Origin of the sequence: Gilliamella sp. wkB7, assembly GCF_001693435.1 — a bacterium.
Lineage (GTDB): Bacteria > Pseudomonadota > Gammaproteobacteria > Enterobacterales > Orbaceae > Gilliamella > Gilliamella apicola_N.
In genome coordinates this window covers 2674635-2698361 of the sequence record NZ_CM004509.1, presented here as the reverse complement: position 1 = coordinate 2698361, position 23727 = coordinate 2674635, and the positions used below count along the sequence as shown (strand labels likewise).

At 35.0% G+C, this 23727-nt stretch carries 23 protein-coding genes; 17 read left to right on the top strand and 6 right to left on the bottom strand.

Annotated elements, in window-relative coordinates:
- Positions 1–14: 14 nt before the first annotated feature.
- Positions 15–383 (bottom strand): dihydroneopterin aldolase, encoded by a 369-nt coding sequence (gene folB / locus A9G17_RS11900; RefSeq protein WP_065738894.1) that lies wholly within the window; start codon positions 381–383, stop codon positions 15–17.
- Between the two features lie 98 nt (positions 384–481).
- Between folB and rsmE the strand changes: the two genes are divergently transcribed.
- The 8 genes from rsmE (at position 482) to A9G17_RS11860 (ending at position 10280) form a co-directional block, all read left to right on the top strand.
- The gene (gene rsmE, locus A9G17_RS11895; protein WP_065738893.1) at positions 482–1207 is read left to right on the top strand and encodes a 16S rRNA (uracil(1498)-N(3))-methyltransferase; all 726 of its coding nucleotides are present in this window, start codon (positions 482–484) and stop codon (positions 1205–1207) included.
- A 192-nt stretch (positions 1208–1399) separates the two neighbouring features.
- Positions 1400–2356, top strand: coding sequence for a glutathione synthase (gene gshB, locus A9G17_RS11890; protein ID WP_065738892.1), 957 nt, complete (start codon positions 1400–1402; stop codon positions 2354–2356).
- Positions 2357–2358: 2 nt separating this feature from the next.
- Positions 2359–2811 (top strand): GNAT family N-acetyltransferase, encoded by a 453-nt coding sequence (locus A9G17_RS11885; protein ID WP_065738891.1) that lies wholly within the window; start codon positions 2359–2361, stop codon positions 2809–2811.
- A 20-nt stretch (positions 2812–2831) separates the two neighbouring features.
- The gene (locus tag A9G17_RS13105) at positions 2832–3389 is read left to right on the top strand and encodes a YqgE/AlgH family protein (RefSeq protein ID WP_065738890.1); all 558 of its coding nucleotides are present in this window, start codon (positions 2832–2834) and stop codon (positions 3387–3389) included.
- 3 nt (positions 3390–3392) lie between these two features.
- Complete coding sequence (gene ruvX / locus A9G17_RS13100; protein WP_065738889.1) at positions 3393–3803, top strand: Holliday junction resolvase RuvX; 411 nt, start codon at positions 3393–3395, stop codon at positions 3801–3803.
- 100 nt (positions 3804–3903) lie between these two features.
- Complete coding sequence (gene purM, locus A9G17_RS11870) at positions 3904–4944, top strand: phosphoribosylformylglycinamidine cyclo-ligase (RefSeq protein WP_065738888.1); 1041 nt, start codon at positions 3904–3906, stop codon at positions 4942–4944.
- A 348-nt stretch (positions 4945–5292) separates the two neighbouring features.
- Positions 5293–8835: a pyruvate:ferredoxin (flavodoxin) oxidoreductase gene (gene nifJ, locus A9G17_RS11865; protein ID WP_065738887.1), complete on the top strand. Its 3543-nt coding sequence runs from the start codon at positions 5293–5295 to the stop codon at positions 8833–8835.
- A gap of 257 nt (positions 8836–9092) precedes the next feature.
- Complete coding sequence (locus A9G17_RS11860) at positions 9093–10280, top strand: pyridoxal phosphate-dependent aminotransferase (RefSeq protein WP_086308643.1); 1188 nt, start codon at positions 9093–9095, stop codon at positions 10278–10280.
- Between the two features lie 120 nt (positions 10281–10400).
- On the opposite strand, the gene A9G17_RS11855 is transcribed toward A9G17_RS11860, so the two are convergent.
- The 4 genes from A9G17_RS11855 to zapB all read right to left on the bottom strand — a co-directional run bounded on the left by A9G17_RS11855 (position 10401) and on the right by zapB (position 13889).
- Positions 10401–10955 carry a C40 family peptidase gene (locus A9G17_RS11855; RefSeq protein ID WP_086308644.1) on the bottom strand — a complete coding sequence of 185 codons (555 nt, stop codon included), beginning with the start codon at positions 10953–10955 and terminating at the stop codon, positions 10401–10403.
- Entirely contained in the window at positions 10903–12261 is a 1359-nt protein-coding gene (locus A9G17_RS11850; RefSeq protein WP_065738886.1) for a DUF3482 domain-containing protein, read from the bottom strand. Before A9G17_RS11850 ends, A9G17_RS11855 begins: the two co-directional genes overlap by 53 nt.
- Position 12262: 1 nt before the next feature.
- On the bottom strand, positions 12263–13567 hold the full coding sequence (locus tag A9G17_RS11845; protein ID WP_065738885.1) for a DUF2868 domain-containing protein: 1305 nt from the start codon (positions 13565–13567) through the stop codon (positions 12263–12265).
- Positions 13568–13643: 76 nt separating this feature from the next.
- Positions 13644–13889, bottom strand: a complete 246-nt coding sequence (gene zapB / locus A9G17_RS11840) for a cell division protein ZapB (protein WP_065738884.1) — start codon at positions 13887–13889, stop codon at positions 13644–13646.
- A gap of 100 nt (positions 13890–13989) precedes the next feature.
- Here zapB and tpiA point away from each other — a divergent pair, with 100 nt between their 5' ends.
- Entirely contained in the window at positions 13990–14754 is a 765-nt protein-coding gene (gene tpiA, locus A9G17_RS11835) for a triose-phosphate isomerase (protein WP_065738883.1), read from the top strand.
- Between the two features lie 66 nt (positions 14755–14820).
- Here tpiA and A9G17_RS11830 read toward each other — a convergent pair whose 3' ends face one another.
- The gene (locus tag A9G17_RS11830) at positions 14821–15045 is read right to left on the bottom strand and encodes a helix-turn-helix domain-containing protein (protein ID WP_038517432.1); all 225 of its coding nucleotides are present in this window, start codon (positions 15043–15045) and stop codon (positions 14821–14823) included.
- 151 nt (positions 15046–15196) lie between these two features.
- On the opposite strand from A9G17_RS11830, the gene A9G17_RS11825 reads away from it, so the two are divergent.
- The 8 genes from A9G17_RS11825 to A9G17_RS11790 all read left to right on the top strand — a co-directional run bounded on the left by A9G17_RS11825 (position 15197) and on the right by A9G17_RS11790 (position 23701).
- Positions 15197–15883, top strand: a complete 687-nt coding sequence (locus A9G17_RS11825; protein ID WP_065738882.1) for a LexA family transcriptional regulator — start codon at positions 15197–15199, stop codon at positions 15881–15883.
- Positions 15884–16139: 256 nt separating this feature from the next.
- Positions 16140–17258, top strand: a complete 1119-nt coding sequence (mnmA, locus tag A9G17_RS11820; RefSeq protein ID WP_065738881.1) for a tRNA 2-thiouridine(34) synthase MnmA — start codon at positions 16140–16142, stop codon at positions 17256–17258.
- A gap of 1 nt (position 17259) precedes the next feature.
- On the top strand, positions 17260–17907 hold the full coding sequence (gene hflD, locus A9G17_RS11815) for a high frequency lysogenization protein HflD (protein WP_065738880.1): 648 nt from the start codon (positions 17260–17262) through the stop codon (positions 17905–17907).
- A 47-nt stretch (positions 17908–17954) separates the two neighbouring features.
- Positions 17955–19322 carry an adenylosuccinate lyase gene (gene purB / locus A9G17_RS11810; RefSeq protein ID WP_065738879.1) on the top strand — a complete coding sequence of 456 codons (1368 nt, stop codon included), beginning with the start codon at positions 17955–17957 and terminating at the stop codon, positions 19320–19322.
- A gap of 127 nt (positions 19323–19449) precedes the next feature.
- Positions 19450–20370, top strand: coding sequence for a hydroxymethylbilane synthase (hemC, locus tag A9G17_RS11805; RefSeq protein ID WP_065738878.1), 921 nt, complete (start codon positions 19450–19452; stop codon positions 20368–20370).
- A complete protein-coding gene (locus tag A9G17_RS11800) occupies positions 20367–21095 on the top strand; it encodes a uroporphyrinogen-III synthase (RefSeq protein ID WP_065738877.1) in 729 nt (242 codons plus the stop codon). The genes hemC and A9G17_RS11800 overlap by 4 nt, the downstream gene beginning before the upstream one ends.
- Before the next feature lie 241 nt (positions 21096–21336).
- Positions 21337–22791, top strand: coding sequence for a uroporphyrinogen-III C-methyltransferase (locus A9G17_RS11795; RefSeq protein WP_065738876.1), 1455 nt, complete (start codon positions 21337–21339; stop codon positions 22789–22791).
- Between the two features lie 10 nt (positions 22792–22801).
- A complete protein-coding gene (locus tag A9G17_RS11790; RefSeq protein WP_065738875.1) occupies positions 22802–23701 on the top strand; it encodes a heme biosynthesis HemY N-terminal domain-containing protein in 900 nt (299 codons plus the stop codon).
- Positions 23702–23727: the final 26 nt, after the last annotated feature.

Genomic DNA, 23727 nt, shown 5'->3' with positions numbered 1-23727 from the left:
ATTAAAATCCTAGATTAATTAGCGGTTCGTTCTATCACCACGGCCACATTACTCGCATTAGCAATCGCGCCAGGTTTTGAAACTTTCACTTTTAACCATTGCACTGAAAACTTTCGTATCACCAATTGTGCTACACGTTCAGCGACACATTCTATAAGCTCAAATTGAGTAGATTGAATAAAATTAGTTATCGATTGACTAACCAAAAAATAATCTAAACACAGTGTAACATCATCACTCTCACCCGCAGGCTTGTTGTCCCATGACATTTCAAGATCCAGTATTAACTTTTGTTTTATGGTCTTTTCCCATTCATAAACACCGATGGTTGTTAGAACAGTAAGACCTTCTATTAATACTCTGTCTTTATTATTAATTTTCATAGTTAGTTCCGATTGCTGATCTGTATTAAATAGAGATTACCGAATATTGATAAATTACGCTATAATTTATTGCAATATATTATAAGAAATTAGTAATTATGACTCGGATACATCAACCTTTTACCATCAAACAAAATAGCCTTATAACTTTAAATGATGATGCTTTTAATCATCTTATACGGGTGTTGAGAATGAAAGCAGGTGAAGAAATCATCTTATTTGATGGTTCAAATCACATCACCCCAGCAGTTATTCATGAAATAAATAAAAAATCCATCACAGTAAAAACAGCTACAACAATTTTAGATAATCGTGAATCTCCTTTAAATATTCATTTAGGCCAAGTGATTTCGCGCGGGGAAAAAATGGAATTTACCATTCAAAAATCCGTAGAATTAGGCGTTAACACTATCACTCCCCTTTTGTCAGAACGCTGTGGTGTTAAGTTGGATGACGAAAGAATGAATAAGAAAGTCCAACAATGGCAGAAAATTGTGATATCAGCCTGTGAACAGTGCGGTCGTAACGTGATACCTATCGTTAATCCCGTGATGAAACTGGAAAATTGGTGTGCAAGTTTAACAAGTCAGTTAAGGTTAAATTTACATCCTAAAGCGCAACATGGTATTAAGCATTTACCTTATGATAAAAAAGATATTAGTCTACTAATTGGTCCAGAAGGCGGTTTGTCCGATGCTGAAATCAATATGACACATCAATATGATTTTACTGATATACTACTTGGTCCACGTATATTACGCACTGAAACAGCAGCACTTACCGCTATTACAGCCTTACAAGTACATTCAGGTGATTTAGGCTAATGAAATAGAAATAAGGTAATAAATGTTTATTTGCATCTAGACCAGTAACGAGTATGATAGTTACCAATTTACTTATAATAATGGGTAATATTCTATCATAATGTTTCAAATATACTTTTTAACAAGTATTACTTTAATATATGTTATCATCATAAATGTCGATAAAACCAATAACGTCAGTAAGGAGTTACCATGATTAAGCTTGGTATAGTAATGGATCCAATTAGTCATATCAAAATTAAGAAAGACACAAGTTTTGCTATGCTACATGAGGCACAAAAACGTGGATACCAACTTTTTTATATGGAAATGAATGATCTTTTTTTACGCAATGGCGAAGCGTACGCAACAACAAAGACATTAAAGGTTTATAACGACCATTCCCATTGGTTTGATTTTACTGAAGAACAAACTATACCGTTAAGTGATCTTGATGTCATTTTAATGCGTAAAGATCCACCCTTTGATACAGAATTTATATACGCAACGTACATTCTTGAACGTGCTGAGGCAAAAGGTGTATTAGTGGTTAATAAACCACAAAGTTTACGTGATTGTAATGAAAAACTATTTACTGCTTGGTTTGCACAATTTACACCTGAAACATTAGTTACTCGGCAAACCCAACATATTAAAGAGTTTCATCAACAATATTCTGATATTATCTTAAAACCTTTGGACGGTATGGGAGGCGCCTCAATTTTTAGAATTAAACAAGGCGATCCAAATGTATCCGTGATTATTGAAACATTAACCGAACATAATACACGTTACTGCATGGCTCAAACCTATATACCCGCTATTAAAGATGGCGATAAACGAGTTTTAGTTGTCGATGGCGAACCTGTCCCTTTTTGTCTAGCTAGAATTCCACAGAAAGGTGAAACACGAGGTAACCTTGCGGCAGGTGGTCATGGTGAAGTCAGAGCACTAAGTGAAAGTGATTGGCATATTGCTAAAAGTGTTGCTCCAACTTTAAAAGAAAAAGGGTTATTATTTGTAGGATTGGATATCATTGGTGATAAACTAACTGAAATCAATGTTACTAGCCCTACATGTGTTCGGGAAATTGAAGCAGAAAATCCAAATCTTTCAATTACTGGCATGCTTATGGATGCCATTGAACGTCGATTAAATAAGTTGAGTTAAAAATGATTAGAGAATTTAAAAGTGCCGATTTAGATAAAGTTATGGAAATATGGTTACAAGGTAATGAACAAGCACATAACTTTATTGATAGTAATTTTTTCAAACAAAATTTTGATATCGTAGAAATGTTGATCCCAATGTCAACTGTTTATGTTCAAGATCTTGATGGTGTAAAAGGCTTTATTGGTATAACTGAAAATTATATTTCAGGTCTGTTTGTTGAACAAGATTATCGTCGACAAGGAACAGGCAAAGCTTTAGTTAATAAAGCTAAACAACGCTATAATGAACTTTTTGTGCATGTTTATAAGAAAAATACTGATGCGATTAACTTTTTTCTTTCACAAAACTTCGAAATCATATCCGAATCAATCAATGAAGAAAGTAATGAATCAGAACTTTTATTGCGTTGCGATATTGAGCATAATGTTAAAATTGGTAAATGTGCTTTATAAACAATTAAAGATGTGAGCATATGAATTTAAAAAATCATTTTATAATAGCTATGCCGACCATGAGCGACGTATTGTTTAGTCGTTCTGTAGTATATATTTGTGAGCATAACCGCGATGGCGCTATGGGAATTATTATCAATAAACCTATCATTGAACTGAATGTTTCAACGATACTAAGTCGCCTTGAAATTACTGCATCAAGAAATTGCGCAGAACTTGAATATCCTGTTTTTGCAGGAGGTCCTATTGCAGAAGAACAAGGCTTTATATTACACACACCGCAAGCCGGTTTTTCATCAAGTATTCAAATTTCTGACGATGTAATGATAACCACTTCTCTGGATTTATTAAAATCAATTGGCACAAGTCAACAACCCAAAGATCTTTTATTAGCATTGGGTTACTCTAGTTGGCAGTCGTTACAGCTTGAAGATGAAGTTGCCAGAAACGACTGGTTAGTTGCTGATGCTGACGCTAAGATTATTTTTGAAGTTCCTTTTGAAAATCGCTGGCAAAAAGCAGCCGAATCTTTGGGTGTCAATATGAACACAATTTCGCACCAAATGGGTAATGCATAACCCATGGCGACAGTAATTGCATTTGATTTTGGCACCTTTAGTATTGGTGCTGCTATTGGTCAGGATGTGACTAGAACCGCTAGTCCTCTTTGTTCATTCAAAGCTCGTGATGGTATCCCCAATTGGCAATCTATTGAAAAAGTCTTAAATGAGTGGCAACCTGATTTATTAGTCGTAGGTTTACCGTTGAATATGGATGGTACAGAACAACCGTTAACCGCCAGAGCCCGTAAGTTCGCTAATCGATTACATGGACGGTTTGGTTATCAAGTTCAATTGCAAGATGAACGCTTATCGACTGTTGAAGCAAAATCAAGGATTTTTGCTTCTCGTGGTTATCGAGCCCTTGAAAAAGGGCATGTTGATGCTACTTCTGCTGTCATTATTTTAGAAAGCTGGTTTGAAAATAATTAGCAAACTGAATTAATTCGTTATTTTTTAAATAATCCATCGCCAACAAATTTCATCCTTGCTAAAATAAAAAGCAATTTTTCTACTGTAAGGATTGCTCGCTGTGTCAAATAATAAATCTCTCAGTTATAAAGATGCTGGTGTCGATATCGATGCTGGCAATGAACTGGTTAATCGCATCAAATCGGTTGTTAAAGAAACTAAACGCCCAGAAGTGATGGGGGGACTAGGTGGCTTTGGAGCACTGTGTGCTATTCCACAAAAATACAAAGAACCCATTTTAGTATCTGGTACAGATGGCGTTGGTACTAAATTACGTTTGGCAATGGATTTGAACCGCCATGAGTCAATCGGTATTGATCTGGTTGCCATGTGTGTCAATGACCTCATTGTTCAAGGTGCTGAACCCTTATTTTTCCTCGATTATTACGCAACGGGCAAACTTAATGTCGATGTTGCCGCAACGGTAGTTACAGGCATTGCCGAGGGGTGTAAACAATCAGGTTGTGCCTTAGTCGGTGGTGAAACAGCTGAAATGCCAGGCATGTATCATGGTAACGACTACGATTTAGCAGGATTTTGTGTGGGTGTCGTTGAAAAATCGCAATTGATTGATGGTACTAAAGTTCAAGATGGTGATGCATTAATTGCATTAGCATCAAGTGGTGCACACTCCAATGGCTATTCATTAGTACGAAAAATTATTGAAGTGAGTGGTGTTAACCCTGCTGTTGAACAACTCGACGGGAAACCACTTGCTGATCATTTACTTGCACCAACTAAAATCTATGTCAAATCTGTTCTTGATTTAATTGCTCAGATTAAAGATGTACATGCAATTGCGCATATTACTGGTGGTGGATTTTGGGAAAACATTCCTCGCGTTCTGCCCGATAATACTCAAGCAATAATAAATGAAGCAAGTTGGCAATGGCCAGCAATATTTAATTGGCTACAAAAAGCAGGTAATGTAAGCCGTCATGAAATGTACCGCACGTTTAACTGTGGTGTTGGTTTAATTATTGCTTTACCAAAATCACTGGCAGATAAAGCTATTTCTATACTTAATCAGCACGGTGAAAAGGCATGGTTATTAGGCGAAATTAAACACTCAACATCGACTGATCGTGTTGTGATGAAATAAATTAACTTAATGATATTATTCGAAAAAATCTATCTTTAGAATAATATCATTTTTTATCCCTTTTTTAAAATGTTGGTTTTAAATCTAATTAACTTATTATCAATCGTTTAATCACTAAAATTCTAATTACAGATAATATTTTACTCCTAATTATTTGTTACTGAAAAGCTGCTTTTTTCTTTATCTCATTAATATCTCGATAAAAAGTTAGAGATATCTGTAATTCAAAAACACCTACCAAAAATTTAATATAAAAATAACTAAAAGCTATCTTACTTTCTGGTACAATAGTCAAAATTTATAATAATTAAGTAATGTCGTAACACTATAAATTACAAGGTTTTTTTAATGATCATATCAGATGCTAATAGCGCGGTGTCCTCCGTCGCTTATCGTGCAAACGAAGTCATTGCCATTTATCCAATTACTCCTAGCTCTTCAATGGCTGAACAAGCTAGCACATGGGCAGAATTTGATAAGCCAAACGTATTTGGTGATATTCCAAGAGTAGTTGAAATGCAATCCGAAGCAGGAGCAATTTCCACTGTTCATGGTGCATTAATGACGGGTGCATTAGCAACATCATTTACATCATCACAAGGATTATTGTTGATGATCCCTTCGTTATATAAAATTGCAGGGGAACTTACACCATTTGTTTTACATGTGGCTGCGCGTACTGTTGCTACGCATGCCTTGTCAATTTTTGGTGATCATTCTGATGTTATGTCTGTTAGACAGACCGGTTTTGCTATGCTTTGTTCTAGCTCGGTACAAGAAGCACAAGATTTAGCATTAATTTCTCAAATTGCAAGTTTTAACAGTCGAATTCCATTCGTCCATTTTTTTGACGGTTTCAGAACATCACACGAAGTAAATAAGATTTATCCGCTATCAGATGAAGATATTCATAATCTTTTACCACATGAAGCAATTAAAGCTTATCGTTCACGAGCACTAACCCCTGATAAACCGGTGATCCGTGGTACATCTGCCAATCCTGATACCTATTTTCAATGTCGAGAAGCTATAAATAGTTATTATGATAATGCCTATCAGCACGTTGTTGATGCTATGATCGTTTTTGAAAAACAAACTGGAAGAAAGTATAAACCTTTTGAGTATTACGGAGCCAGTGATGCTGAACGAATTATTGTAATTATGGGTTCTGGTGCGAGCACCAGTAAAGAAGTGGTTGATTATCTACTTAAAGAAAATCAAAAAGTCGGGGTGGTAATTGTTCGATTATTTCGTCCTTTTTCAGCTCAACATTTACTTGCCGTGATTCCAGATAGTGTTAAAAAAATTGCCGTATTAGATAGAACCAAAGAGCCAGGAGCACAAGCGGAACCTTTATATTTGGATATTATGACAGCTTTTGCTGAGAGCTTGTCTCGTGGTGAACGTAGTTCTATGCCACAGATTGTAGGTGGACGTTATGGATTATCCTCTAAAGAGTTTGATCCCCGCTCGGTACTTGGCATTTTCAATGAGCTTGGTTTAGAAAAACCAAGACCACGCTTTACTGTGGGTATTTATGATGATATTACTGGGCTATCATTACCACTACCAGATAAATCAATTCCGCAAAAATCAGCACTAGAAGCACTGTTTTACGGGCTGGGAAGTGATGGCACCGTTTCGGCAACTAAAAATAATATTAAAATTATTGGAGACAGTTCACCGTTTTATGTGCAAGGTTTTTTTGTTTATGATTCCAAAAAAGCAGGTGGATTAACTACCTCTCACCTACGTGTGAGCTTAGATCCAATTGATTCGCCTTACTTAATTACAAGTGCACATTTTATTGGTTGTCATCAAGACCAATTTATAGATAAATATCAGATTGTCGATAAACTCAAAGATGACGGTATTTTTTTACTTAATACCCCTTATAGCAAAGATGAAATTTGGCATCGGTTACCTAAAGAAGTGCAGGTACAATTAATTAAGAAAAGAGCCCATTTCTATATTATCAATGCAGCTAAAATTGCGCGTGAATGTAATTTAGGAGCCAGAATTAACACAGTCATGCAAGCTGCTTTTTTTCATCTATCAGATATATTCAAAAATGATTTTAGCATCACACAGTTAAAAGAAGTCATTGCCAAAAGTTACAGTAGTAAAGGTCAAGAGTTGGTTGAAAATAACTGGAAAGCGTTAGATTTAGCCATCACTTCGCTTGAACAAATACCACTTAGTTGTGTGGATCAAAGTAGTCCATCAATGCCTCCTATTGTACCAAACAATGCGCCAGATTTTGTAAAAACCGTTACTGCAACTATGTTAGCAGGTTTAGGCGATAGTCTACCGGTTTCGGCATTCCCACCAGATGGCACTTGGCCAACTGGCACCACTAAATGGGAAAAACGTAATATTGCTGAAGAGATCCCGATTTGGAAATCAGAACTGTGTACACAATGTAACCATTGCGCAGTTGCCTGTCCTCATGCAGCTATTCGAGCCAAAGTGGTCGAACCGGATGCAATGCTTAATGCTCCTGATACACTAGAATCGCTAGAAGTTAAAGCGCGCGATATGAAAGGTCAACGTTATGTATTACAAGTAGCTCCGGAAGATTGCACTGGTTGTAACTTATGTGTTGAGGTGTGTCCATCTCGTGATCGTAACAACTTTGATATTAAAGCAATCAATATGCAACCTCGTATTGATAACCTTGACACACAAAGAGTTAATTATGAGTTCTTTTCTCAATTACCAGATCGTGATATCAAATCACTTGAGCGTATAGATATTCGAACTTCTCAATTAATTACACCATTGTTTGAATATTCGGGTGCTTGTGCGGGTTGTGGTGAAACACCTTATATTAAATTATTGACACAACTTTATGGCGACCATTTGGCTATTGCTAATGCAACTGGTTGCTCATCCATTTATGGGGGTAATTTACCATCAACACCTTATACTACCGATCGCTCGGGTCGCGGACCTGCTTGGGCTAATTCTTTATTTGAAGACAATGCTGAATTTGCTTTAGGTTATCGCATCACTTATAACCAACATAGAAAACGTGCCTTACGTTTACTTGATCATTTGGCGGGCGAGATTTCCCCAGAAATTGCTATCATTTTGCAATCTTCTGATGCAACCATCGCTGAAAAAAGAATGCAAGTTGACTTATTACGAGAGCAATTAAAACACATTGATTCTGTCGAGGCTAAAGAATTATTAGAAGACGCCAATTATCTGATTGATAAATCAGTGTGGGCAATTGGTGGAGATGGTTGGGCTTATGATATTGGTTTTGGCGGACTTGACCATGTAATGAGTTTAACCGATAACGTCAATATTTTAGTATTAGATACTCAATGTTATTCTAATACGGGTGGTCAACAGTCCAAAGCAACACCTATGGGCGCCGTATCTAAATTTGCAGATTTGGGTAAACATAAAGCACGTAAAGATTTAGGTGTAAGCATTATGATGTATGGTCATGTTTATGTGGCTCAAGTGGCTTTAGGTTCTCAACTAAACCAGACATTAAAAGCATTACAAGAAGCGGAAGCCTATGATGGGCCATCACTTGTCATTGCTTATAGTCCGTGTGAGGAACATGGTTATGATCTGGCTAAATCCCACGAACAAATGAAAGATTTAGTGAAATCTGGGTTCTGGCCTCTTTATCGTTATGATCCTCGCCGTGCGGCTGAAGGAAAACCGGGTTTAGTTTTAGATTCAAAATCACCAAATAGTGAAGCTCTATCAAGTATTTTACTTAAAGAACAACGATTCCGACGTTTAGAAACCTTAGAACCGACTGTTGCTAATATACTACATGCACGTTCAACAAAAATGGTCGAATCAAAATATAGGTTCTTACAAATGCTATCAAGCTATTCGGATATTGAAACCCCGCCTGATAGTTAAGCACAAATGATGCATTTTCTATAAAGAATGAAACAGACCAGTTATTACTAAAAACAATAACTGGTCTTTTTATACACCCTTTTTGTGCAATAAAGCATCAATATTGTGCATTCTTTAATAAACATCTATTGCCAACCTTCTTCTTTTACTATTTTATTATTATAAATCAATAATATTAATTAATTTTTTAACTTGGTATTATTTTTGCATGGATAAATATTGACCACATAAGGATCAACTAAAACATGAGGTGAATCATGGTGTCTAATATAAATATCAATAGAAGAAAATTATTAACATTTTCAAGTGCAGCGATAGCTGGTTTGTCTATCAATCAATTTTTATCTAAAGCCTATGCGCAAGAAGTAAAAAACACAATTTCATATACCCTACCGATGCTTGATAAAGTAGTTACACCCGATGTAAACAATCCAGTCAGGCTCAATTTTAATGAAAATGCCCTTGGCATGTCACCTAATGCTCAACAAGCGGCAATTAATGCTGTTCCTAAAGCAAATCGTTATGCTAAAGCAGAAATGCCACTACTAAATAAAAGATTAGCTAAACACCATAATGTAGATGAATCTCAAATTTTATTAACTGCAGGTTCATCAGAGGGGATTCGTAGCGCTATTGCCGCCTATGTTAAACCAGATACCCAATTAGTTATCCCAGAACTTACCTACGGTGACGGCGAACATTTTGGTAAAATTTTCAATTTACGCATCAACAAAGTACTAAGTTTACCAGATTGGCAAATCGATTTGAAAGGTATACAAAAAGCGGTTGAGAACTATAAAGGGTCATCGATTGTTTATTTAGTTAATCCTAACAATCCTACTTCGACCGTTTTTGCAACTAAAGAGATCGAATCATGGATAAAAAGCAAACCTAAAAATACTATTTTTATTATTGATGAAGCCTACGCTGAGTTTGTTAATGATCCTGCATACAAATCAGTCGATTACCTTATTGGACAAGGTTACGAAAATATAATATTGCTGAAAACTTTTTCAAAAATTCATGCTATGGCAGGTTTACGTGTAGGTTATGCAGTTAGTTCAGCCGAAAATATCAATAATATCGCCCAATATGTAGCAGGCGAAAAGCTTAACTATTGTGGCGTTTGTGCCGCGTTAACCTCAATGGATGATCAAGCATTTTTAACCTATTCTAAAAAAGCCGTTGATGTTTCACGTCAAATCATGGAAAACGTCTTATCCGATTTAGGTTTACATTATCTAAAATCTGAAACCAATTTTATGTTTCATAAAAGTCCGATTGATTTAAAAGCATATCGGGAATTAATGAAAAATAACTTTATTTTGATTGGACGGGATTTTCCTCCTGCTACGGAATGGTGCCGTATTTCACTCGGTACACCAGGCGAAATGCTTTATGTTGCTAACATTATGCGAGGATTAAAAGAGAAAGGAAAAATTTAATTTCATAAGTGTTCTTAAAAATGTCATTATTGACAAAATTAAACTCTCTAAATTGAACACGATTTAGAGAGCTTTTTAGATATCACTATTTTGAGTCAAATAGACAACCAGATTTCTAAATTAACCTCCAGTCACTCGTCGCGTCATCCAGTAACGTTTTTTCCAATAGTCATCATTTAAATTTGAATAAATTACACCTTTTGATGTTGAAGCGTGTAAAAATTTACCATCTGCATAATAAATGCCGACATGTAGACCACTGCCGCTTCGACCTGTTTTGAAAAATACTAAATCACCTGGTTTAGGTTTAGTCACTTTATAACCTAATTGAGCTTGTTCAGCAGCACTTCTTGGTACAGTTTTAGAAAGTTTATTTTTGAAAAAATTAACAACTAAACCAGAACAATCACTCCCATCTAAAGTCATACCACCATAACGATAGGGTGTTTTATACCATTTTTTATAATGGGAATCAATTTTGGCTAACATCTGCGCATCTTGTTTAGTCACTTTTGCCGATTTGGCACCATAACCAGTATTCACAGTAGCGGTTGTTGTACTGCTACAACCGAATGACATAAACATAGAAAACAGCAATGTTATGAGAAAACGCTTTTTTATACTAAAAAAGTTGTTCGGCAACATTTTCAATTGTCGATTGTCTTTTTTTGTCATTTCTTTTTGTTCCTTTATTTAACGTCGACCAATGCGAATAACGCCTAGCTACTTTCAAACTTTTAGGTAACACGCCTTTTTTCCATTCTTGAGTCTCTAACTTAGACAATTTAATGGGGCAAGTGTTCGCATGGCTGCGATGATTTAAACTCTCTCTTAGACTAACAAGTCGTAAAGAAAGGTAACAAATAATAACATCATCAACACTTAATTTATTATAACCAGAAAGCTGATATCGCATTCTAGAACCATAATGCTTGGCTGTTTGCACTAAACTACCGACAGCACCGCCAATGAGCGTTGCAGAACCAAGCGTAATGCCTCCGGTAACTAAATCAATACTTGCACCAATTGTAGCACCTGACACAAAACCTTTCGTCAAATGCATGCCCATTGTGGTTAGGGTATCTATATTAAATAGATCTGCATTATAACGACCTTTTAACAAAGGCAAACATTCTTCACTTTCTAAAGCTGAATTAAACTGAAAGAGTTTTAACAGCTCATTTATTGCCAACTGTTCCCGCTTTCTTACTTGATTTTGCATATCAACAATGGCCTGTTTATCATCAGATTTGGCCATTTTGTAAAAAGCTGTTACATCAACTAAAGCTTTAGCAATAATCAAATTAGCCTTTTTATTGCGAGTTTCACGCATTTGCGTAATTTTAGTTAGCCATTGATCTAAGATCAATTTTGCTGGCTCAATTAGCAACGATAAACTTTTATACAATCGCTCTTCACCATCTATGGGCGGCACGATTGCATCGAACCGTATGATAGCATGAATACCGATCCGAGAAAGTAATATTTTCCATTCATTTTCATTTTGCTGCTCACTAGCGGTAAAATTTAATACCGCTAATATTGGTTTGGCTCCACTGGCTAAAATAGCTAATTCATCATGATATTTATCTAAAACAGGCTCACGTACGTCGATTACATAGATAGCTGCATCACTTTTCAATAATTGTCTGATTACTTTAGCTTCTTGATCAAAGGTATTTTCGGCTTCTGGGCTATGTAAAAAAAATGTTAATTTATCAATACCATCAAGTTTATTGTTAGCAGGTATTAATTGATCAATGTAATCATACAGTGCCAAGCTATCTTCTAAACCTGGTGTATCATAAAAAATGATGGTGTTTTGGTTATCAACAGGTAAGGTAATTGATTCGACATGTCTTGTTGTGCCTGGTTTATCTGATACATCACCAAAGTTACTATTGCGAATTAAGGTGCGTAATAATGATGTTTTTCCTACATTTGCATGCCCAACCACAGCTAATTTCAATGTCGTTAACATGTTAAAATTCCTCGCCTAACCACGTTGGTAAAGCTGATTGTAACGATAACGCTTGCCAATTATTAAATTGTTTGCCTTGATTGATAAACCAGATCCGACTTTGTTGCGATTTACTTGTCAGTTGATTAATAAAATTTAACATACCCCGATCGGGTGCCCTATCAGTATCAATCGCGATTAATAACTTTTTGGCAGGTGTTAATTGTAAATAGTCAAGAATTTTACGGCGCTGTTCACGCGTATTTAAAAAACCTAAAAAGGTTACTGAATTTGGTGGATTCCACTCTTCTTGCACATCAATTGCCACCAAGAAAGTACCTATGCCCTCTTGAGTCAAATGCGAAATTGATTGTTCAAATTTAACGTTATCTTTATTATCTTCATCTTCAACATGAAACAATATAGGTTGTAGATCATTTGCTAATAATTGATAATCAGGATGTTGGGTATTGAATTTAATTCGTCGACAACTTACCAACCAATTAATCCCGCAAATTATCATACATAAAAATCGAATCACTAAACCATAAACGATGAAAACACCGAGCAACCAAATTGCCCAAGCAGAACGTATTTCTCCAGCATTTAGCGCGTGTTCACTTAATCTGATAATATTATCATCAGGAATCATAAACCCTATTTTCGAGGGTAACCAACCTAAATAATGAGTTAGGCTAATAATTGTATCTGAGCTAAGTAATGTTGTTTTCCATTCAAAACTATAATGTTTTGTTGAAAATAAGGCAATAATCACTATTAAGGCACTACTTAATATTACTGTCCAAAAAAGATTAAGTACAAATCCAATTAACCAACGAATACGCCCACCAAATAACTCAATAAAAGCAGGAATAAGCTGTTGTACCGTCTTTTTTTGGGAGAACTTTCTTGCTAACCATAACCAGCAATAAACTAAAAAGCTACCACCTAAATTAGTAAACAAAAAAGAGGAGACTAACCAGATAAATAAAGTGACTAAATGAAGACCTAGTAAACTAAAAAGCGCCCAATACAAATTAATTGGATTTTGACTTAATGTACTAAAAGCCAATGATGCACCACAAATAATAGAAAGAAAAATAAATATGAAAAAGGAAAGGTTTATTGCTCTTAATAAATTTTTTTGCGCTGCATACAAACCATTTTGTTTTGATAGCATAACCGCACGCATAACAATACGATTAATCAGTGACGTTTGAGTCACTCTTACTTGTCGATTAATATCTTGATCAGCAAATCGCCCAGATTCTTTTTCAATTAGATGAATAGTCTGAGCAATCCACAACGATTTTAACTCTTCTCGCATTATAGTTAATTTTCACAATTCTATTAATGAAATAAAAAACAATCGCAAGATAAGCCGCGTTTATAAATAGCGTGATTTATTGTGTTATTTCACCTATTTTGGTTAATAAAGTTTGGATACGTTGCTGCCAAACTTGTTGATCTTGTTTGAGCTTTTCATTTTCTTCGCGTAATGCTTTCATTTCGTCTGAACTGTCATTGATCAACTGTTCTAATTCTTGATTGCCTTGCTTTAAAGTAGCAATTTCGTTTTGTAATGTCGTAATAGTATTAACAGTATGCTGAATTTTATTTTCTAACTGATTTAAAATTTCTAATGTCATATTTTTCCTCAAGTTCAAATTATTTGATGTATAATACTCCTCATTATAACGAATTCATTCTAAAATCAACACCTTTTTAAAACTTAAGTTGGAGAAAATTATGCGAAAACCTCTCGTTATGGGTAACTGGAAACTCAATGGTAGTATTGATATGGCTAAAAATTTAGTTGAGGGTTTAAGAAAAGAACTATCGACAGAAGCTGCGTGTGATATTGCTATTGCCCCGCCAGTAGTTTATTTAGACTTTGTTAAACATCAATTAGGTGGTTCTAATATTATTTTAGGTGCCCAAGATGTAGATGTTAACCTGTCTGGCGCTTATACAGGTGAAGTATCAGCGACAATGTTAAAGGAAGTGGGTGTCACTCATGTAATTATTGGTCATTCAGAACGTCGTACTTACCACAAAGAGTCAGATGAGTTTATTGCCAAAAAATTTGGTGTATTAAAAGAATCTGGTTTAGTACCAGTTCTTTGTATCGGTGAAACTGAAGCTGAAAATGAAGCAGGTCAAACTCAATCAGTATGTGCACGTCAAATTGATGCTGTAATAAATGCATTAGGTGTTGAAGCATTCAACGGTGCAGTAATTGCTTATGAGCCAGTTTGGGCTATTGGTACTGGCAAGTCTGCAACTCCAGCCCAGGCTCAAGCTGTTCATAAATTCATCCGTGATCATATTGCAAAACAAGATGCTAAAGTTGCAGAACAAGTAATTATTCAATATGGTGGCTCAGTAAATGATAAAAATGCAGCAGAATTATTTACACAACCAGATATTGATGGTGCTTTAGTGGGCGGTGCATCCCTTAAAGCAGATGCTTTTGCAGCAATTGTTCGTGCAGCAGAACAAGCAAAAAAATAAAATAATGACGCCTGAAAAGGCGTCTTTTTTAAGGAAGAATTTAAATTGATATAGTATCAAAAATAATTATTTTGCTTGAATGCTATAACGTGAAGGCCAAATAGTTTCAACAGAAACTTGTAAGTATTCAGCAATAATTCGTTCATATTTAGGGCAATGTCGATATAAAGCATTTCTCAAAGTATCAGCTTGTAAGCCACTTGATCTTGATAGTGCTCTTAAGTTTCCACCTCTAATTTTAATTTCACCGACAACTCTTGATGGTGACCAATCTTGATCTTGTTCGCTCATTATGAGATCCTCTTCAGGTTAATTCTTTGCTATTGTAATGATTATCGGCATTACAATACTAAGTGGTATAATGTTACCACAAAAAGGATAACACATAAAAAAACGAAACAAAACCATAAAAACAAAAAAAATCTATAAAATGGAATAAAAAATGAAAGAAAACAATTTTAAAACGCTTAATGAGCACGAAAAAACGAGTATTTTGACAAAAACAGGCGTAATAAATTTTAAAAATAGATTAACTTTATTATTAGAAGGACTATCCGGTAATGCTTTTGCCAAAAAAGTTGGCATGTCAGAAGCTGTAATTCGAGATTATTTATCTGGTAAAACCTATCCATCTTTAAATCGATTAGCAATCATTGCCCAAAAATGTGATGTGCCTATTGAATGGTTAGCGACAGGAAAAGGAGAATGTCGTTTACTTAATGATTCTTTAGGTACAGAATCAATTCGTATTCCTTTTCATGACTTAACTAAGAATGTCAATCCATTATCACAAATTAATTCTATCCCCTTTGAAGTAAAATTGATTAAAAATCAAGGCTGTAAAACTGAGGATTTAACTGCGATTTGGGCTAAAGGTGACAGTATGGATCCGACTATATCCAATCATGATATTTTGATCATTAATAAAGCATATTGTAAACCGATTGATGGTTATCTTTATGCTGTACAATATGATGACCAAATTTGTGTTAAACGAATACAAAATCAAGGAACTAATTTAGCTTTATTGTGTGATAATCCTAAGTACCCAACGATTTTGATTGATAAAAATTCGCCGCAGAATTTCGAAATTATTGGGCATGTCATCTATTTATTAAAGGATTTTTAATAAAAAACTACATATAATATCTTAATAACTCCGTCGCTAATTATTCGACTGAGTTATTAAAAGAATTATTAATTCGTTTTTTTCCTTTCTTATAAACTTTAAAATCAGTTTAAAAAAATGTAAAAATATTTGAGGTTATCCTATGTTTTAGCAAAAAACAGTCACGATTAAATAAACTGTTGTGGGTATAACTTTATGCTTTTTAATTGAGGTATGGTAAAATTACCATAATTTCTAAGTCTACTATTTTGTTATTATGTCAAATGTAAATACACCCAAAAAAGTTGTTGTCGGCATGTCTGGCGGCGTTGACTCATCTGTTTCGGCTTATCTATTACAGCAACAAGGTTACCAAGTTGTTGGCTTATTTATGAAAAATTGGGAAGAAGATGATACCGAAGAGTATTGTTCCGCATCAGTCGATTTAGCCGATGCTCAAGCCGTTTGTGATAAATTGAATATCAAATTACACACTATCAATTTTGCAGCCGAATATTGGGATAATGTTTTTGAACATTTTTTATCTGAATATAAAGCAGGTCGCACGCCAAATCCAGATATCTTATGTAATAAAGAGATCAAGTTTAAAGCTTTTCTTGAATATGCAGCAGAAGATCTTGGTGCAGATTATATCGCAACAGGTCATTATGTACGCAAACGTGAAAGTAATGGCAAAGTTGAATTATTGCGCGGTGTGGATAACAATAAAGACCAAAGTTATTTTCTTTACACTCTAAGTGAAGCCCAAATTAAGCAAAGCCTATTTCCAGTAGGTGAACTGGAAAAACCGAAAGTACGTGAAATCGCTCAACAATTAGGTTTAGCAACGGCGGCTAAAAAAGATTCTACAGGTATCTGTTTTATTGGAGAACGAAAATTCAGTGACTTTTTAGCGCGCTATTTACCTGCAAAAGCCGGAGCAATTCGTACGGTAGATGGTGAAATAATTGGAAAACATCAAGGGCTTATGTATCACACATTAGGGCAGCGTAAAGGCTTAGGTATTGGTGGTTTAAAACAAGCTGATGATACACCTTGGTATGTGGTAGATAAAGATTTACAAAATAATGAATTGATTGTTGCGCAAGGACATGATCATCCTGCATTATTTTCTGATGGATTAATTGCTAGCCAATTACATTGGGTTGATCGTCAAGTTGTCAGCAAACCTTTTACATGTACCGTTAAAACACGTTATCGCCAGCAAGATATCGCTTGCCAAGTTAATCCTTTATCAGAAGATAAAATTGAAGTGATATTTAATCATCCTGTTGCTGCAGTAACGCCAGGACAATCAGCCGTATTTTATCAAGGAGAAGTGTGTCTTGGTGGCGGCATCATTGAAGAGCGAATCATAGGTAGACAGGAGTTGTAAAATGGACAGCAAATATCATCATATTGCAATTGCACTTGCAGGTGTTGCGCAAAGTGCATTATTAATTCCGCAATTAGCTAATTCAGGAATCTGCAATAGTACATTATACGAACGCTCGATAAAAAGTGTGTTTATCACCTCACCCAACACAACATTAGATGTTTATAATGGTATTTACAACATTAAAATTGGGTTACAAACACTTATTGAGCTACTTTCATCTGGACAAAAAGAACAGATGGAAATAATGCGTTATGTTTTTAGTTCTCTAAATATAACCAGTAAATTACTAAAAAATAATGATTCACTAAGTAAGATAGATCAACGATTAAAACACATTACCAGTCTTTATCCTGATTTAAGTGATGAAACAATTGGTAATAATATTGAAGATTTATCCTATTCATTAGCTGGAATTTATTCTGATATTGTCAGCCCTATATCCACCAAAATACAGATAACGGGTAAAGCCAAATTTCTACAAAATGCTTTTGTGCAGGCTAAAGTCAGAACTGCACTTTTGGGCTGTATTCGATCGGCCATCCTATGGTATCAAGTCGGTGGTAGTCGTTTACAGTTTTTGTTTCAGCGCAAACGTATTTGTGATGCAGCACAACAGCTTTTACAAACAATTAATACACCTTATTAACGTATATTTTATATTCGATATTTCAAAATAGTAACGGAGTTAAACCGATGGAATTATCTGCACTTACTGCCCTTTCGCCTATTGATGGCCGTTATGGAGAGAAAACAACACAATTACGTACCATTTTTAGCGAATATGGTTTATTAAAATACCGCGTTCAAGTTGAAGTCCGTTGGTTACAAAAATTAGCATCCCAAGAAAATATTCCTGAAGTTCCAGCATTAAGCCAATTAGCTACTGAGCATCTGAATCAAATCATTGAAAACTTTAATGAGCAAGATGCACAGCGAATTAAAGAGATAGAAAGAACCACCAATCACGATGTGAAAGCGGTTGAATATTTTTTAAAAGAAAAAGTCAGTAGTAACGAAGAACTGCATGCTATCAATGAATTTATCCATTTTGCCTGCACATCCGAAGATATTAACAATTTATCGCATGCGTTGATGCTAAAAACAGCCAGAGAAACGGTCTTACTACCCTATTGGCAACAACTAATTGATAAAATCACTTCACAAGCAAAAGAGTATCGAGATTTACCGTTACTTTCTAGAACACATGGGCAACCGGCAACACCATCAACAATTGGTAAAGAGTTCGCCAATGTTGCTTATCGTCTGCAACGTCAATTTAAACAACTCCAATCGATTGAGATTTTAGGTAAAATTAATGGCGCGACTGGGAATTACAATGCACATATGGTCGCTTATCCACAGGTGGACTGGCATAAATTGAGTGAAGAATTTGTTTGCTCATTAGGATTAGAATGGAATCCTTATACCACACAAATTGAACCACATGACTATATTGCCGAGTTTTTTGATTGTGTTGCCCGTTTCAATACCATTGTAATTGACTTCGATCGGGATGTATGGGGCTATATTTCATTAAATCATTTTAAACAAAAAACCGTTGCTGGTGAAATTGGTTCATCAACAATGCCACATAAAGTCAATCCAATAGATTTTGAAAATTCAGAAGGTAACTTAGGCATTGCTAACGCGATCATGAACCATTTAGGCAGTAAATTACCAATTTCTCGTTGGCAACGTGATCTTACCGATTCAACCGTTTTACGCAATCTAGGTGTTGGGATTGGTTATGCCGTTATTGCTTATCAATCAACGTTAAAAGGATTAAATAAACTTGAAGTAAATCAAAGCTATTTGCTTGAAGAACTTAATCGTAATTGGGAAGTATTAGCCGAACCGATACAAACTGTGATGCGACGTTATGGCATTGAAAAACCATACGAAAAATTAAAAGAGCTAACTCGCGGCAAACGTGTCGATGCTCAAGGTATGCAACTGTTTATTGAATCGTTGGATCTACCTGAGGAAGAAAAAGCACGTTTAAAACAGTTAACACCTGCTAATTATATTGGTTTTGCGACCAGTTTTGTCGATAAGTTATAATGTTTACTGATCATTAAGTATAACAACAACTGTGCTAAGGATTGATTATCAATAATCATCCTTAGCGCTATAAAAATAACAGAGTTAACCAAACAAAAAGCCTCATTTATAAAATTAGGAAAATGAATTGAAGATTCGTATTGCAACAAGGAAAAGCCCATTAGCGTTATGGCAAGCTAATTTCGTTAAACAAAATCTATTATTAGCACATAAAGATTTAACGGTTGAACTTATTCCAATGGTGACTCAAGGTGATATTATACTTGATAGTCCATTATCAAAAATTGGTGGAAAAGGTCTTTTTGTTAAACAGTTAGAACAAGCAATATTAAATAATGAAGCAGATATTGCGGTTCACTCAATTAAAGACATTCCCGCTCAGTTCCCTGAAGGTTTGATGCTAGCAGCAATTTGCCAAAGAGATGAGGTTCGAGACGCATTTGTTGCTAATAAATATATCAATCTAAATGATTTACCTGAAGGTGCAATTGTTGGTACATCAAGTTTACGGCGCCAATGTCAGTTACGCAGTCATTTTCCCCATTTAATAATTAAAGATCTTCGTGGTAATGTAGGTACACGTCTCAATAAATTGGATGATGGGCAATATGATGCCATAATTCTGGCGTCAGTCGGTTTAAAACGTTTATCTTTAGAACACAGAATTACTCAATACATAGATACAGATTTAATGTTGCCCGCTGTTGGACAAGGCGCGATTGGCATTGAAAGTCGCACTGACGATAAACAAATATTGGACATTATTTCAGTTCTCGATGATAAAAAAAGTCGAGCTTGTATCCAAGCCGAAAGAACAATGAATAACGTCTTACAAGGTGGATGCCAAGTACCTATTGCGGGTTATTGCCGGCTGAATAATGATGAATTAGTGTTACAAGGTCTGGTGGGTCGTGTTGACGGTTCAAAAATAATTAAACAACAGATAACAGGTTTTATAAACGAAGCCGAATCTTTAGGTGAAAAGCTTGCTAAACAGTTATTAAATCAAGGTGCAGATTTAATTCTAACGGAATTATTAGACGCATGATTTTAGTAACCAGACCCTCTCCGGAAGGTGAAAAATTAACTGAGTTATTTAACCAAGCCAATCTACCTGCGCAACATTTGCCATTTTTTAAAATTTCACAAGGTCGTGACATTCTACAGTTACAGCATCAGTTAAACCAACTATTACCCCAAGATATCGTAATAGTGGTTTCCCCCCAAGTAACTCATGTCATTAATCAGTATTTTACCAATTTGACCTTGCCAAAAAACATTAGTTATTTTGCAATAGGCAAAAAATCTGCACAATTATTTAAGCAATTCACCGAAATTGAAGTTAATTATCCTGATAGAGAAGACAGTGAAGGATTATTAGTGTTACTTCAACAACAATCAGTAAAACAACGAAACATTTTAATCTTGTGTGGTAATTCAAGTCGACCTTTACTGGCACAAACGCTAAGGTCTCGCCAAGCCAAAGTAAAATTGATTGAGTGTTATTCTCGCACTCCCATAATCTACCAACCTGATATCTTATCTGAGCATATCTCACAACAACTCATTATTATTACCAGTATTGAGCACCTAAACCAACTTGAATCCTATAGCAGTGATGAACACAAAAAGCAAAGTCGTTTACTGGTAACCAGTCAAAGGATTTTTACAAAAGCTAAAGAGTTAACATGGCAAAATGTTTTATTAGTAAATAGTGCGGATAATCAAACTGTCTTTAATGCTGTAAAACAACACTTCCCTACCCCGTTATAAAAAATTTAATAACGTTGAAAAATACTTTTCGTTTATTCGTTTAAATAGTAATAGTAAAGATGATTATTTATTTTAAAAAATTTTATTGAATAAAATTTTAATTTATTAAAAGTAATAGCAAAGCTAGGTTAAAAAAAGTTATTATGGTCGTTTGTTAATTCAAATAGCAAATTTTATTTAAAACTATAATGACTCTATGTCATAATATTGTTAATTATATCAATGCTAAATGAGGTCAGTTATGCCATTACGATATTATGGTGCCAATGCCACACTTTCTACCATCAGCACCTCTTCATTTAGCCAATCTTCCACTATCACTACTTTAGATAAAGCGAAAAAGACTATGAAAGAAGATAATAGAACATCAACAACCGCCCAATCTAGTCCAACAGTTGAAAAAAAAGTTGCATCATCTAATAATGTCAATAAAGCACCCGTATCAAAACTATCCCTTTTAGCTATTGCGCTAACTCTTGGTCTTGGAGGTTTTGTTTTTTATCACGGTCATACACAAGTTGAAAACCAAAAAAAGACGATTGCTAGTTTACAAACAGAATTAGCTAATTTAAAGCAAACCACCAAAGATAGTATTATTCACGATTTACAAAACAACATTACGCAAGCGGTAAACAAACAGAATCAACAGTTTGCAACATTAGAGCAGCGAGTTGATGATCAATTGACTGAACAACAAAAAGCACAACAACAGTTAACTAATCAGATTAATGATGCATCAAAACTCAATGAGCAAAATATTTATAATCTTAATGAACGCTTATCGTCCATGTCGGCAACAAATTACAGTGTCTGGCTAATTTCTCAAGCTAATTATTTAGTGCATTTAGCTGGTAGAAAAATCTGGAATGAGCAAGATTATGCGACTGCTCGGTTATTGTTAAAAAATGCTGATGCAAGTCTTGCACAAGCAAATGATCCAAGTTTAATACCAGCAAGACAGGCAATTACTGAAGATATTAATTCACTGTCTCAGGTGAGTTTTATTGATTATGATGGCATTATCATGAATTTGGTTGGACTTTCTGAATCACTCAATGAACTCCCCTTAGTTGGTAATTATAAACAAATAGATTTAGGCATGACGCAACATGATGATGCCGTTGCCTCAACCCAAACAGAGCCGTCAAATTCCCATACGACCAGCGCGCAAGGCATGAATTTGGGAGCTGATTCTGATAAGGCTCATAATGATAAGCAAAGTATTACTTCGTCAATTTCAGATTGGTCCAGTAATTTACTGACTAACACAAAAAACTTTATGGCTAAATTCATTACCATCGAAAACCTCGATGAAAAAGAAAATAACTTTAAAACCTGTTTGTCTAAAGCAGGCTTAGATGAAAAACAGATGCTTAGATGTCAAATTTTTAAAGAACCATTGACTTTAGAACAATCACTTTATCTTCGAGAAAATATTCGTTTTCGTCTTTTAATTGCTGCTCAAGCAGTACCTCGACATCAAGATTTAATCTATCAAAGAGCACTTAGTGATGCTTTACTTTGGGTGAGTGCTTATTTTGATAGTAACGCACCAAGCGTTAAAGCTTTCTTAGATGACCTTGACAATTTGCTCAACCAATCCATTAGTGACCAATCTGTACCTAACAAACTCGAAAGTGCCAGTGAGTTAGAAAAACTGATGCAAACTCGTGTTCATTTAATGATGGCAAAATAGGAGAATAATGATGCTTAAAATATTAATTATTTTCTTAGTGCTAGTGGGTGGATTTTTTCTAGGGCCATTATTACAGGGTCATCAAGGCTCAGCCGTTTTTGAGGTCGCCAATTATAAAATCAGTATGTCATTTATATCCTTTGTGATCTTAGAATTACTGGGTTTACTTTGTTTATATATTTGCTATTGGTTCTTTGAGAAAATCTTTAATTCCAAAACAATGTTGGGCAACTGGTTGCGCTCAAAATCACCTAGAAAATCAGCTAAACGACTTGAGCAAGCACAGCTTTCATTACTTGAAGGGGACTATAAACAAGCCAGTAAATTTTTTATGAAGAGTGCTAAAGCGTCAACCAATACAGCTTTATCGTTCTTACTTGCTGCCCAAACGCAAATTGACAATGATGAAGTGATTCCAGCTAATCAATCGTTAGAACAAGCAGCTAAACATTGTCAACCGAACGAATTATTTGCTTTTCAATTAGTGCAAATCCGTTTGCAAATTAAAAACCGCGAATATGATGCAGCACGAGCAACAATTGAAACTTTATTAAATGAAAAACCTCGTAATCCAGAAGTGTTAAGGCTTGCTGATCAAATCTATTATGATACAAAAAATTATCAAGCAATCATTGACCTTATGCCAGCTATGTATAAAGCAGAAGCATTTAGTGAGTCGCAATTAGACCAATTTAAACAAGTTGCCTATGTAAGTCGTATTAAGCAATTATCAACCGATAGTGATCCATTAGCCTTAATAAAATGGTGGAATTCACAACCTAAAGCGATTGTTAATAATGTTGCCTATAAAAGAGCGATGGCAAATTATCTTAATCAATTAGGGCAAACGGCTGAAGCAGATAAAATCCTCAGAACAATTAACAAATTAGAATTGAAAGAAAGAACATAAAAAACAGGGCGTCTGCCCTGTCTTTT